We start from the raw sequence: 12,922 nt of genomic DNA, 5'->3' as shown, positions 1-12,922 counted from the left end.
AATAAGGGTGGTTTTGATCTTTTTAGCTATTTCTGCGTTAGTTATTTCATTTATTCATCAACTAACTAGAAATAGAAATCTGATATTTTAGGAGATTGACATGAAAATTGCTCAGGTTTCCCCACAGTGGGAGAGAGTACCCCCACCAGCTTATGGTGGCATAGAATTAGTAGTGGGGTTATTAACTGATGAATTAGTCCGTCGAGGACATGAAGTGACATTATTTGCATCAGGAGATTCTTTAAGTTTAGCCAAATTAGTATCAGTGCATCCCCGCGCTTTAAGGCTAGATCCTACAATTAAAGAGCCGGCTATTTATGAAATGCTGCTATTAGCTTCAGTTTATGAACAAGCAGAAAATTTTGATATCATCCATTCTCATGTAGGACTAGGAGCGCTAGTTTATGCCAATTTAGTCAAAACTCCTACAGTTCACACTTTACATGGAATTTTTACTCCCGATAATGAAAAAATCTTTAAATATGGCAAAAAACAGCCTTATATTAGTATTTCTAATTCTCAAAAAGAACCCCGGCTAGGATTAAACTACGTAGACACTGTTTATAATGGCATTGATGTTAGTAGTTATGAATTTTATCCCCAACCAAATGAACCATCTTATTTAGCTTTTTTAGGGAGAATGTCCCCAGAAAAAGGACCACATTTAGCAATTGAAATTGCTAAAAAAACTGGTCGGAAGTTAAAAATAGCAGGTAAGGTAGATTTAGTAGACTTGGAATATTTTGACCAAAAAATTAAACCACATATTGATGGTAAACAAATTGAATATTTAGGGGAAGCCAATCATCTGCAAAAAAATGCCCTTATGGGGGGTGCTTATGCAACTTTATTCCCCATTACTTGGCGAGAACCCTTTGGATTAGTCATGGTAGAATCAATGGCATCAGGTACACCTGTAATTGCCATGCGAATGGGTTCAGCAGAGGAAGTGATTGTTGATGGTGAAACAGGTTTCCTTTGTAATAATGTGGCAGAATGTATTCATTCTCTTGACAAAATAAGTAACTTAGATCGTTACGCTTGTCGTGAATATGTGGACAAAAATTTTAGTGTTCAGCACATGACTGATGGTTATGAAGCAGTTTATCGCCAGCTAATTGCCGAAAACTTAGCTCAACAAAATGGTTTTTCCCGCAATGTTTTAGTTACTGGCGTTGCTGATTAAGGGTATGAATTTTAGTCTCACGCAAAGGCGCAAAGGCGCACTGAGGTTTGAGTTTTAAAGATTCAATTTGGGAATTTCATACCTCGATTCAGCAACGCCTAGTTACTCTTAGTAGGGGTGGGGTTTACCCACCCAGTTTCCCCTACTCTAAACCCCTTTTTCATGTCTGACTTCAACAACTGTATGCACATTCCCACGAGGGGTAAAATCTGTTTTCACAGTAATTGCTAAAGGATCACAAGCTGCAACTAGATCATCTAAAATTTGATTGGCTGTTTCTTCATGGGAGATATAGCGATCGCGGTAGCTGTTAATATAAAGCTTGAGTGCCTTCAACTCTACTACCTTTTCATCTGGAATGTATGTAATATAAATAGTCGCAAAGTCAGGATAACCGGAAAAAGGACATTTGCAAGTAAATTCCGGTAAAGTAATATTAACGTCGTAGCGTCTGCCAATGCGGGGGTTAGGAAATGTAATTAATTTCCCTTCCGCAATTTCGCGTTCACCATATTTTATTTCTTGACTTGCTGGAGATACAGTTTCAGGTGCAAGGTTACTCATTATGTTAATAAACAGAAATGCAGAGATTGACAATTATTAACTTAACAGTTTTTAACATTTCTCCCCAGCTTCATGAGTTACCTACTCAATTTCTTTTTCCCAATCTGGACAACTTTCATCATCCCAACCATGAGGGTGCATACCACAGACTAGTAAATTACCACTGTAAACTTGTCCGTGATAGTTACTACAACCAATACAAGCAGCATTTTTTTCTAGTGTAGCTTCTACTGCATAGGGAAAACCAGCATCTATATCTTCGGATATGTCCCCTAATTCCCAATAAATTTCCAAAAATGGTTCGGTCAAGTCCTGTAAAAACTGTTCGTGCAAAGTAGCGAAGGTATCAATATCAGCCACCAATGCGTTTTGTACTTCTTCAGTAATCTCTTCCGTAATCTCAAAAAAAGCGTCTACCATATCATTTATTTCTAGGAAGAACTGCTCTACTCCATCAGTCACGGCTTCAATCATGCCTATTAAGTCTTTTTGCCACTGTTCCATAACTTGTACTCTAAAAGGCTAAAAACATGACGCTTAACACCGCTTAACTGGAAGCTATCGAGTTTACGGTTGGTAATTGCAACTGAAACCATCTTGGGTACAGCGTCATTTTTCGATAATTACGAGAATTAAATGTTCCTGATACCCAAAGTAAAAAATTGCTTTTTACGGTTCACGTTGCAGCCGTTTTAACTCTTCCTGTAGTTCTAGCACTTGATTGCGTAGTTGATCTACATTATCGCCATTTTCTTTATTTTCTTTTGTCGTCTCTTTCACCCTTGGTTCTTCGTCAACCTCTAAAATTTCAATCCGACGAGGTTCGGAAGGGGCTGTTTTTTCAGGCGTTTGTCTAGAGGTTGATTGCTGTTGGGCTTGCTTCATCATATCTTCGACAAAGCGGCGAGCCTCTTCTGTGTTCATCTCACCTTTGGCTACCATTTCATCTGCCAATTTTTGAAATTGCGATCGCAATTCGGCTAACTTCCCCCCAGCTTTTTCGCCAGCGTAAGAGGCTAACCCCACACCAAGATAAAAAGCTTTTTGTACAATATCTCCAAAACCAGGCATTGCTGCTGAAAGCTCCTACAAATAAGGCGACCCGGAGACTACGCCTACCACAAGCATCCCTTATTGCTGCTACCTTCCGGTCCTGACAAAGTTTGGGCGTTGAAGTTGCATAGATCCAGGTCTTCCATCATCATAACACGAAAATTCAAAATTTGTGGACTATTCCACAACAATTCGCCATTCAAATAATTGATAACTGACACAATCGTTCTGTACCAAGGGGTCAGCCAATACTATTGCTTGTGCCTCATCCATTGATGCCGCCTCAAATAACATCATTCCACCACCCTTCTGCGCCCAATAACCTGTTTTAGCTTTGTGTCCTTTAGTAATCAACTCTTGTACATAGGCTCTATGGGCAGGTACATATTGGTCAAAGGTGGGTTTCTCAACCTTACCAGTTTCAATTTTGACAAACCAAGCCATATCTTCAGATGAGATTTTAAATGAATAATTTCTGATTTATCACAAAATATCATGATTTGTTATCGTATTTGCGCTGATTCATATATTTTTATGATTTATGTAATATTTCATAGCCACACGCTACCCATTTACACATCCATCCTGTATAATTATTTAGTAAAAGCAGGAGAATTAAATGAGTCGCTTTTTCGTTGCCCTCTTACCACCACAAAATATCCAAGAATATGCAAACGAAATTAAACAGTATTTTGCAGATAAATATGCCTCCTACAGTGCTAAAAAATCACCCCCCCATATTACCTTACAGCCGCCCTTTGAATGGGCAGATTATTCCCTATTGAGTTTAGAAACATCCTTGGAAGCATTCGCTATTCAACAGCAATCAATTTCCATCACATTCAACGGGTTTGCTGCCTTTCCGCCTCGTGTTATATACATGGATGTAGTCAAAAGTCAAGCACTTTTGAATTTACAAACAGATTTAGTCACACATCTAGAAACCAAATTAGGGATTATTGATGAAGTCGGAAAAACTCGCCCCTTTATCCCCCATCTCACAGTAGCATTTCGGGATTTAACAATGGAGAACTTTCGGACTGCTTGGCCAGAATTTGTCCAGCGTCAGTTTTATTCTGAATGCACAGCAACTCATTTAACTCTACTCCTGCATGATGGCAACTGCTGGAATATTAAATCAAAATTTCCGTTTCTACCATCCGGCAAATGATGCTAAAATTTGTGAGATTATCTAGAAATTTACTAATAATTTGTTAAATTTTTAAAATTCAGTTGAATTAACTGAAAATGACTGTAATAATGATTCTACTGCTGAGAACAGACAATTAGTGAATATCAAAAATTCATTCACAAAAATGGATGGAAATTGTTTACTTATTGTTATAGGTAAAAAGTAAGTTTTAAATTTGCTTTTTCTTAATTATTAAACTGATTAAATCCAGTCCCCATAATAACACAATGCCTAGCAAATTAAATCTCAATAGCGGTGAAACTCTCCAGAAAGGTGCCACAGGATCACAAGTTCGACAACTCCAAGAAATCTTAAAAGCACTGAATCTAAATCCAGGAACAATAGATGGTGATTTTGGCAATAATACTGTCAAAGCCGTTAAACAATTTCAAAGTCAAAAAGGGCTTGAAGCAGATGGTGTAGTCGGAAAAAATACTCAAAATGCTTTAAATAATGCTCTTGGACAAGCAACAACAAGCGCAGCATCATCTACATCATCCCCTACTGTAAGCGCCCCTACAAAAGGTTTTGGTGGGACAACTGGAAAACTACCACTTCCAGCAATTCCTCTCATTAAACAGTTTGAAGGTCTTTTTTTAAAGGCTTATCCAGATCCCCTGAGTGGTAATTTACCTATCACCATTGGTTACGGTTCCACTAAAAAAAGAGATGGTAGTAACTGGAAATTAGGTGAAAGCATCACTCAACAAGAAGCAGATGATTTATTGATGCTTCAGCTAGAGAATAGCTATCTACCACCTCTGCAAAAAATTCCTGTTTGGAATGAGTTAAACGCCAATCAACAGGGTGCTTTATTAAGTTTTGGTTATAACTTGGGTGCTAACTTCTATGGTAGTTCCAACTTCTCAAGCATGACTAGAGTTTTGAGAGATAAAAAGTGGGATGAAATTGAAGAAACTTTTCTAAAATACAGAAATCCTGGTAGCAATGTAGAAGCAGGATTGAAACGGAGAAGACAAGCAGAAGCTAAACTATTTTTAACTCCTGTTAGCTAAATATTAAATTCAATCGGAGACGTTCTATAGAACGTCTCTACATTCAAAAAATACTAATTACTTACCATTGGGACGTTGAATAATCGTTTCTACTATTCGTCGTTTTGCTTGTGGATCAATTCCTACCAAACGCACATATTCACCGTTATATTCAGATAAACAAGATTCTAAAGTAGAAATAGCATCGGAATGGGCATCAATATTAAAAGAACCACAACTTTGCCAAGAACCTGTCCGAAACCGTCGTTCATCAACGTGTTCAATGCCAATTTTACAACCTTGAGATAAAATTTGGCGAACTTGTTCTTGAGTTTCTAAACTTAAATGAGTAGGTTGATTAATTGTAGGTTTGCTAACTGGACTTTCCACAACAGGTAAACTTGCTTGAGACGCTTTACCGCGATTTAAACGATTATATTCATCTACTAAATGAGAAGTTTCTACCCGTTTTTGTTCACCAACCATAAATTTACCAGACTCAATTAAATGAGAGAGTGTAAAATCTGGCTTTTTAAATGCTGGTGGACCGTCTAAACTATTAACAACTCGTAAAGAGACATTTTCAAAGCCAATTTGATGGATAAAGTTACGAATTTGTTCATCATAAATCCGAGAACGCAAAGCACTAAAAAAGTCAATAGATTGATGGGGAAAAGTATCAACAAATTGTTCAACTTCTCGTTGTGAAAGTCCATCTTCTGCAAAAATTCCGCCGACAATTCCTATTTTATCATCGCGGTTTGGTTCCCAATAAAATTTATCCATTCTCCCATCACGAATTAATGGTGCATAGAGAGTAGAAAAATCATTGCCAGTCACAATAATTGGTACACGACATAAAGGATTGGAATCATAACTTCCGGGTAACTGCACATCTGTGGGATTATCAGCAATATTCATCAATGTGGCATTTACCAACTGAGTATTTACTGTATATTGAGTTCCTTCGTCAAAACGTCCTGCACCGGCATCTAAATCATTAATCATCAGTACGCACATTTTCCCTCGTACCTTGATTAATTCTGCTGTTTCCCGATAACGCAGACGTATCAATCGCGCTGGATCTCCTGCATCTGGACTTTCTAATTCTCCTCCAGATATTAAGGTGACTTCGATACCCATTTTTTCAAAGACTAATTCGCATTGAAAAGTTTTCCCCTCACCTTTGCGTCCATGAATACCTAAAATTAGAGGAACGCGAATCCCAGGAATATTTAAGAAGTTTTTGGTGATATGAACTGCAAGTTTATCAAGAAAACTAGGCGCAATGTAGTAACTCATAGAATGTATCCCTGGTTATGTTTTATTTGTCAGTTGTTAGTTGTTAATTATCTAAGTCACTTTCGAGAACAGAGGCTAAAACTTGTTTTGTGTTAGTTTGAAATTCTGTAACATTGACTCGATTCAAAAACCAAATTGATATCAACATTCCCACAGCTTCTAATAGAAATACCATGCCATAAGCTAAGACCAAATTATCGGGTAAAAACTTGCGTCCTAAATCTAAAACAGTACCACCAATTACCGTAGCAATGCCTCTAGATAAAGACTGGGCAAGTCCCCAAGCACCAATAAATGTACCTGCGGCTTCAGCAATTGTTAAGTCTAACATTAAAGTAACGGCTGCGGTAGTGACAAAACCAGTAGATAAACCAAATAAAACTAAAGTTGATTTTAGGAGAGATGGATTTGCGGAAAATCCGGAAAACCCTATTAATAAAGCGGCAACTGCTACTAAGATACAACCTAACTTTATAGTCCTTTTTTTACCCAAACGGGGAACAATGAAAAAACCTGTGATTCCATAGGAAATTAATATCCCTGTACCGTAAAAAACGTTGAGTTTGGTACTTTCTGCTAGGGGCATTTTAAATACTTGCCCTGCATAAGGTTCTAAAATGGGATCTTGCATAAACAAGCTAATAGTCATCACTAATAAAAATGCGAAAAATAAGCCTGTTTGGGGACTAGCTGTTAAAATTTTCCAAGCACCTTTTAAGGTGATACCATCTTCCCGATTTCCTTTATTGGCACGGTTTAAGAAACGGGAATATTTGTTTTCAACCCCTACAGTTGCCACAATTGCTAAACTAAAAACGATGCTGGGAACAATTATAAATAGACGATTAATTGCCGCTTGTAAAGTTTCTAGAGGTGCGTTTGTGCTTAATTCCTTTAATAAGCTGGAACTGATAATTGCCCCTACTATAATCCCTACCATTAACATTGACCAAACAATCCCCACAACTTGGGAACGGTTGTCTTCTTCGGAAATATCAACTAATAAAGCTGCAAATGCTGTACCACTAGCGCAAATGGCTAAACCGTAAATTGCGAACACGAAACCGAGAACCGCTGTCCAACCGATTGTTTGGGTAGTCCATGTCCACTTATCACCAATATTAGCCGCATTTAACTGCCACATTACTTGTACCGCTAAAAATGCAGCGATCGCAAATATTCCTGCTCCTCCCCACACATAAGCCGTGCGATGATAACCTAAGAAGGGTTTAGCGTCGGACATTTGCCCAAATAAAATCCTTGTCGGTGCTATAAAATAAGGTATTGCTAATACTAAACTACCTATAGTTGCCGGAACTGCGATTTCCTGAATCATGACGCGGTTAAGCACTCCCAGAGTCAAGATAGACATCATACTCAACCCCATTTGAAACAATCCTAGCCGAAACATCGTCAAAATATTGACTTTGGGGATAGAGAAGGATTGATTTGGGGTGTCAAATGTATCATCCATTGCCATAGCTGCTTTTTTGTCTTGTTTTCTAAATAGTAGCACCCTCCGTATGTTTCCAAAATCAAAGATGAATTCTATATGATCTCAATTAAATGGTAAATTAATTTTAGAATCATCACATTTAATTTTCATTAGAATATAATTATCTTTATGAATAATTCATCAATTACCATTACTCAGTTATCAGATACAGATTTGGGAGAACTCAGAAAAATCAGTCGAGAAATTTGGTATAGCTACTATTCGACAATTCTCAGTCATGCACAAATCGAATATATGCTCACTAAAATGTATGGAACAGGAGTAATTGAAAACGAAATTCATCACCAAGGAATATTTTATGATCAAGTTTTACATAATTCTGAATTAGTTGGTTATTTATCTTATAGTTCAGAAACGATGAATAATATGAGTTATTTAAAACTACATAAATGTTACTTATTGCCATCACTGCATGGTTTTGGCTATGGTCAAAAGATGTTATTCCATGTTTACCAAAAAGCCCAAGCAATGAACCTAAAACAAATAATCCTCAATGTTAACAAAAGGAATGAAAAAGGTATTAAAGCCTATTCTCGATTTGGTTTTAAAATTATTGATAGTCAGATAAAAGATTTTGGTAGTGGATTTGTATTGGATGATTACATCATGGGTTATGATATTTGAATAATTCAATAATTTGTGATTTACTTCATATCAATAAATTATCCAAATTACAAAAAAAGAGAACAGGGAACAGATAAGAAACTAAAACAATACAATTGAGGGCGGGGTTATAGCTTTTGCAATTTAGTCACTGTCTCCCATTTAAGTGCATACCCTTATATCAGATTGGCAGCACTAAACATGAAAAATTATTAATTAATTCTAAAGTTTTTGGATTCTCAAGATGTTTCCTTGTACGGTTATCAACGCCAGAAATCTCTCCCTATTTCCACCCTAACCAAGAAAAGAAGCGGTAGATTAGAGATAGTGTCACTTCTTCAAAACCGGAGAAGTGATCATAAAAATACAGTTGTCTCCATAAATGTGTTATGAGTAAAAAAATACAAGGATTCTTCAAACCCCTATTTAAAACCGTCTTTATCCTTAGCTTAGTGCTAACTTTAGCTTTTAGTCATGCTAATGATGCCTTAGCAGCCCGTAGTGGCGGCAGAATTGGCGGTGGTTCTTTTAGAATGCCTTCTAGCCGCACTTATGCACCTCGGACAAGTATGCCAGGTAATGGCGGCTACTATGCCCCTTATGGTGGTGGTTTTGGATTTCCGTTTCTTTTACCCTTATGGGGTTTCGGCGGTGGTTTTGGTGGGTTGTTTGGGATATTGATCTTTTTTGCAATGGCGAATTTTTTAGTCCAAACCTTTCGCCGTGTCACCAGTGGAGAAACCGAAGAAGTCAGCTATAGCAGCAATCCCTCCGTGTCTGTCACCCGGTTACAAGTTGGTTTACTAGCCCAAGCAAGAGATTTACAACCCGAACTCAATCGCATTGCGGAAACTGCTGATACCAATAGCCCCGCAGGAAGAAGCGAAGTTTTACAAGAAGCTAGTTTGGCTTTATTGCGTCACCCTGAATACTGGGTATATGCAGGTGGTGGAACTCAACAAGCAAAACTAAATTCCGCAGAATCTCAATTTAATCGGTTGTCTTTAGCCGAACGCAGTAAATTTAGCGAAGAAACTCTCTCTAATGTCAATAACCAACTCAAGGCTGTTTTAAGTAAAGAAGCTTTATCTGGTGAAGATAATCCCACTCGTTTGATTAGTGAAGGACCAGGAGAATATATTATCGTCACCTTATTAGCAGCGACTTTGGGTAAATGTGAAATTCCCGCTATTAATAATGCTGATGATTTGCGTCAAGCCTTACGTCAAATTGGTAGTCTTTCCGGTGAACAACTGTTAGCAATTGAAGTTTTGTGGACTCCCCAAGTAGAAGGAGATACACTGACATCAGATGATTTGTTTGCGGAATATCCTGATTTGAAATTGGTTTAATTGAGGTTTAGGGCTGAAAACAGTTAGAAGTGACTTGTAATCGAAAATTGCGACATTCGTTTTAAGATTATTTATGTCACAATTGAGGAAACTACCATTTATAATCCTACTGCTGTACAAGCCCTAACCTGTCTGAGGGTTTGTGAAATGCTGTCTAACCGCCTTCTAGACATCCACTTGGTTCGATTTGATGAAATTGAGCGATATGTATACATTCTTGCAGGCGATGAAATGGAAATTTTAATCTTCCCTGAAGGAAATTGGAGGTTTAATGATGAAACCTAATTTTGTTCAAATGTCGAGGTCTGAGTTGAAAGACTATGTACGTAGACATCCCCGTGATTGGGAGGCTTTGAATATTCTAGTGAGTCGTCGTACTCCTGATTCAGAAGCTACATGGTATGCGCCAATGGTGACAGCAGAAGGTATACCAATAGAAGAAAATGTCCGGTTAGCAGAAGAAGCTATTCAGGAACGAATTACCTTAGAGAACCAAAAAAGAGTCCATTAAGAGTATAAACAATTTCAAACTCTTACTCTCTGCGCCTCTGCGTGAAACGAACTTATTTCGGAAACTGTCCTTCTCGCACTTCCACAGCATAATCTTGTACAGCTTTGGTGATTGTTTCTCGTAAGTTTGTATAAACCTTAGCGAATGGTGGTTGTTTTTCCGAAAGTCCGAGAATATCAGAAGTGACTAATACTTGACCATCACAGCTAGAACCTGCACCGATGCCGATGGTAGGAATACGGAGTTTTTCTGTAATTTGCAGTGCTAGTTTTGTAGGAATATGTTCTAATACTATCGCAAAAACCCCAGCTTGTTCGAGAGCGATCGCTTCATGAAAAATTCTCTCACCTTCTTCCTGGGTTTTTCCCTGTTGTCGTAACCCTAATTGATGAATTGATTGGGGTGTTAATCCCACATGACCCATAACCGGAATCCCCGACTGCACTAACCGGGTAATGGTTTCCACCATTGCGGGATAGCCACCTTCTAATTTTACCGCTTGCGCCCCCGTTTCCTTCAACACTCTACCGGCGGAGTGCATAGCTTGGGAAATACTTTCTTGATAAGTCAAAAATGGTAAATCAACTACCATTAAAGCATTTTTGACCCCACGCCGCACAGCTTTAGCATGATGGATCATTTCATCTAAAGTTATTGGTAAGGTAGTTTCATAACCAAGGACGACGGCAAGAGAATCACCAACTAGGATCAAGTCTACACCAGCTAGATCCAAAAGTTGAGCGATCGCATAATCCCAGGCAGTTAACGCAACAATCGCCCGTCCCTGTTGTTTCCATTGAGTTAATTGTTGGGTAGTAACTGCCATAAAGAATTGATCACTGATAATTGTCAATTGTTAATTGTCAACTGATAATTGTCAATTAAGTAAGTAGGTGGGCGTTAAAAATTGTCGTTGGGGCAAGGGAACAGGGAACTCTTAACTGGGAACAGGAAATACAGAATTGATACCTACTGAGTCTTATTCAAAAATCAAATAGGAGTCCTAATATTACTTTCTCAAATTCGAGACTATTCTTATCTCCTTCTAATTCTTCCTCCTGACTCCTGACTCCTACTTCACATACCGACCAAAACCAAAATGAGGTTGAGCCGTACCCACTGAAGGCATTAACCAAGCTAAACCCTCCGTTGTTCCCACCCATAACTTATTACCAATATCCGGTGCCAAAGTCAAAACTCGACTAGAAGGCAGTCCCGTAACTTGGTCTAAGACTGCCCCCGTATATGGGTTCAATCGCAGCAAACCATTATTAGTACCCACCCACACACTACCATCCTTGGCAAACCTAACCGATGTCACGTTGCGTCCACGTAGAGGAGTCACAGACCTTAACACAATACCATTTTTGGGGTTAATCACCAACAATTGATTTGGCATACCCGCCCAAATTAACCCCTGGGGACTAATAGCCAAAGTTTGGACAGTTCCCCCCGGTAGATTTTGGATTCTCTTCATCAGTAAGGCACTAGAAGTATTCACCTTGACTATTCCCTCCAGCGTCCCCGCCCACAATTGACCGTCAGCATCTAAAGTCATCGCATTAACACTGACACCGGGCATATTTTTAACCGTTGTCATGATTAAACCTTGGTCGGGACTAACCAGAGTTAACCCAGCATCAGTTCCTACCCACAAATAGCCGCGTTTGTCAAGTAACAGTGATAATACTCGCTTGGAGGGTAATAATAAATTCTGGGCTGTAATTTGACTGGTTTGGGGGTCTACTCTCGTTAAACCTTCATTATTTCCCACCCACAAACGCCCTACCTTATCTTGGACTAAAGCACTAATCGCAATATTTGGTAAACTCACACGGGAAATAACCCTACCTGTATTGGGATTAATGCGTGATAATCCGCGCCACGAACCTACCCACAGATTACCAGTGAAATCTCCCAATAAGTTACTAATGCGATAATCTACTGGTGTTTCTCCCTCTTGCAATTGTCTCTCGTTAGGTAAGGGTTTGATTCGTTCTGGTGGTGGTGCCACTTCATAAGTGGGGGTAGATTTGGATTGATTAAGACTGGGATTGTTGTCTTTATTCTCAACCTTTTGGGCTGTAGCTGGTGTTATCATGCTTGGTAAGGCGATTAATCCCAGCAAGGCGGACATTATTAATAAGTGAGTATGCTTGTGAAATAAAGTCACGGTGATATTCCTTTCTAGTTAATTCTACTAAGTTTTTTGAGTTTTATTAATACCATAATAGATGTATATTTTAAATATGGTATAGTTATTAGGTAGCATAAAATCGTTCACGAAGTGTGGCGTATCCATGCGGGAGCCGGAGGCATCAGCCGTAACAAACATTTTAAATTAGTATTAAAAATTACATTATTTGACAACAAAGCCCTGACATCATTAGCTCTCTAGAGTTTAGATATACACATTTGTAAATCAATCTTAATAAAATGTTAAATCTTTATGTAATAACAAATTTAAATATATCAATTAACAAAATTCGCAAAATAACTTATTGAATTATTGATATATTGTGGGGTAAGCTACAAATTCCGTGATGTGCAGTTTCTTCTTTTCTTGCTCATCCCCTGATTAAACTTGTCTTCAGGAAAAATGCCTCATGATCCCTCCTTACCCGCTTTAGGTAAAGACATCAGGAAAA

Annotated in this window: 15 protein-coding genes and 1 other RNA gene; 7 read left to right on the top strand and 9 right to left on the bottom strand. The window is 38.3% G+C overall.

Annotated features, from left to right (window positions below; genetic code table 11):
- Positions 1 to 100: 100 nt before the first annotated feature.
- Positions 101 to 1,186, top strand: a complete 1,086-nt coding sequence (locus tag AA650_RS15940; RefSeq protein WP_053539746.1) for a glycosyltransferase family 4 protein — start codon at positions 101 to 103, stop codon at positions 1,184 to 1,186.
- A 147-nt stretch (positions 1,187 to 1,333) separates the two neighbouring features.
- Here AA650_RS15940 and queF read toward each other — a convergent pair whose 3' ends face one another.
- The 5 genes from queF to AA650_RS15920 form a co-directional block, all read right to left on the bottom strand.
- Positions 1,334 to 1,750: a preQ(1) synthase gene (queF, locus tag AA650_RS15935; protein ID WP_053539745.1), complete on the bottom strand. Its 417-nt coding sequence runs from the start codon at positions 1,748 to 1,750 to the stop codon at positions 1,334 to 1,336.
- Positions 1,751 to 1,831: 81 nt separating this feature from the next.
- Positions 1,832 to 2,254 (bottom strand): hypothetical protein, encoded by a 423-nt coding sequence (locus AA650_RS15930; RefSeq protein ID WP_053539744.1) that lies wholly within the window; start codon positions 2,252 to 2,254, stop codon positions 1,832 to 1,834.
- A gap of 165 nt (positions 2,255 to 2,419) precedes the next feature.
- Positions 2,420 to 2,821 carry a phasin family protein gene (locus AA650_RS15925; RefSeq protein ID WP_053539743.1) on the bottom strand — a complete coding sequence of 134 codons (402 nt, stop codon included), beginning with the start codon at positions 2,819 to 2,821 and terminating at the stop codon, positions 2,420 to 2,422.
- 25 nt (positions 2,822 to 2,846) lie between these two features.
- Positions 2,847 to 2,943: signal recognition particle sRNA small type (gene ffs / locus AA650_RS26750), an RNA gene on the bottom strand.
- 37 nt (positions 2,944 to 2,980) lie between these two features.
- The gene (locus tag AA650_RS15920; RefSeq protein WP_027404002.1) at positions 2,981 to 3,247 is read right to left on the bottom strand and encodes a YciI family protein; all 267 of its coding nucleotides are present in this window, start codon (positions 3,245 to 3,247) and stop codon (positions 2,981 to 2,983) included.
- 175 nt (positions 3,248 to 3,422) lie between these two features.
- On the opposite strand from AA650_RS15920, the gene AA650_RS15915 reads away from it, so the two are divergent.
- Both AA650_RS15915 and AA650_RS15910 read left to right on the top strand, forming a co-directional pair.
- Complete coding sequence (locus AA650_RS15915; protein WP_053539742.1) at positions 3,423 to 3,974, top strand: 2'-5' RNA ligase family protein; 552 nt, start codon at positions 3,423 to 3,425, stop codon at positions 3,972 to 3,974.
- 248 nt (positions 3,975 to 4,222) lie between these two features.
- Positions 4,223 to 5,011 (top strand): glycoside hydrolase family protein, encoded by a 789-nt coding sequence (locus AA650_RS15910; protein WP_053539741.1) that lies wholly within the window; start codon positions 4,223 to 4,225, stop codon positions 5,009 to 5,011.
- Between the two features lie 57 nt (positions 5,012 to 5,068).
- On the opposite strand, the gene AA650_RS15905 is transcribed toward AA650_RS15910, so the two are convergent.
- The gene (locus tag AA650_RS15905; protein ID WP_053539740.1) at positions 5,069 to 6,292 is read right to left on the bottom strand and encodes a ribulose bisphosphate carboxylase small subunit; all 1,224 of its coding nucleotides are present in this window, start codon (positions 6,290 to 6,292) and stop codon (positions 5,069 to 5,071) included.
- Between the two features lie 43 nt (positions 6,293 to 6,335).
- Positions 6,336 to 7,772 carry a BCD family MFS transporter gene (locus tag AA650_RS15900; RefSeq protein WP_053541305.1) on the bottom strand — a complete coding sequence of 479 codons (1,437 nt, stop codon included), beginning with the start codon at positions 7,770 to 7,772 and terminating at the stop codon, positions 6,336 to 6,338.
- A 144-nt stretch (positions 7,773 to 7,916) separates the two neighbouring features.
- On the opposite strand from AA650_RS15900, the gene AA650_RS15895 reads away from it, so the two are divergent.
- From AA650_RS15895 to AA650_RS15885, 4 genes are all read left to right on the top strand, one after another.
- On the top strand, positions 7,917 to 8,432 hold the full coding sequence (locus AA650_RS15895) for a GNAT family N-acetyltransferase (protein ID WP_053539739.1): 516 nt from the start codon (positions 7,917 to 7,919) through the stop codon (positions 8,430 to 8,432).
- Between the two features lie 368 nt (positions 8,433 to 8,800).
- Positions 8,801 to 9,763, top strand: coding sequence for a DUF1517 domain-containing protein (locus AA650_RS15890; RefSeq protein WP_039200126.1), 963 nt, complete (start codon positions 8,801 to 8,803; stop codon positions 9,761 to 9,763).
- 39 nt (positions 9,764 to 9,802) lie between these two features.
- The gene (locus AA650_RS29480) at positions 9,803 to 10,048 is read left to right on the top strand and encodes a DUF6888 family protein (RefSeq protein WP_442853965.1); all 246 of its coding nucleotides are present in this window, start codon (positions 9,803 to 9,805) and stop codon (positions 10,046 to 10,048) included.
- Positions 10,035 to 10,274 (top strand): DUF6887 family protein, encoded by a 240-nt coding sequence (locus AA650_RS15885; RefSeq protein WP_233455541.1) that lies wholly within the window; start codon positions 10,035 to 10,037, stop codon positions 10,272 to 10,274. The genes AA650_RS29480 and AA650_RS15885 overlap by 14 nt, the downstream gene beginning before the upstream one ends.
- A 52-nt stretch (positions 10,275 to 10,326) precedes the next feature.
- On the opposite strand, the gene panB is transcribed toward AA650_RS15885, so the two are convergent.
- On the bottom strand, positions 10,327 to 11,100 hold the full coding sequence (gene panB, locus AA650_RS15880) for a 3-methyl-2-oxobutanoate hydroxymethyltransferase (protein WP_053539738.1): 774 nt from the start codon (positions 11,098 to 11,100) through the stop codon (positions 10,327 to 10,329).
- A gap of 246 nt (positions 11,101 to 11,346) precedes the next feature.
- Positions 11,347 to 12,411, bottom strand: coding sequence for a ligand-binding sensor domain-containing protein (locus AA650_RS15875; protein WP_081424245.1), 1,065 nt, complete (start codon positions 12,409 to 12,411; stop codon positions 11,347 to 11,349).
- Positions 12,412 to 12,922: the final 511 nt, after the last annotated feature.

Origin of the sequence: Anabaena sp. WA102 (genome assembly GCF_001277295.1) — a bacterium.
Taxonomy (GTDB): domain Bacteria; phylum Cyanobacteriota; class Cyanobacteriia; order Cyanobacteriales; family Nostocaceae; genus Dolichospermum; species Dolichospermum heterosporum.
The sequence above is the reverse complement of the archived record's forward strand: the minus strand, read 5'-3'. Positions and strand labels throughout refer to the sequence as shown.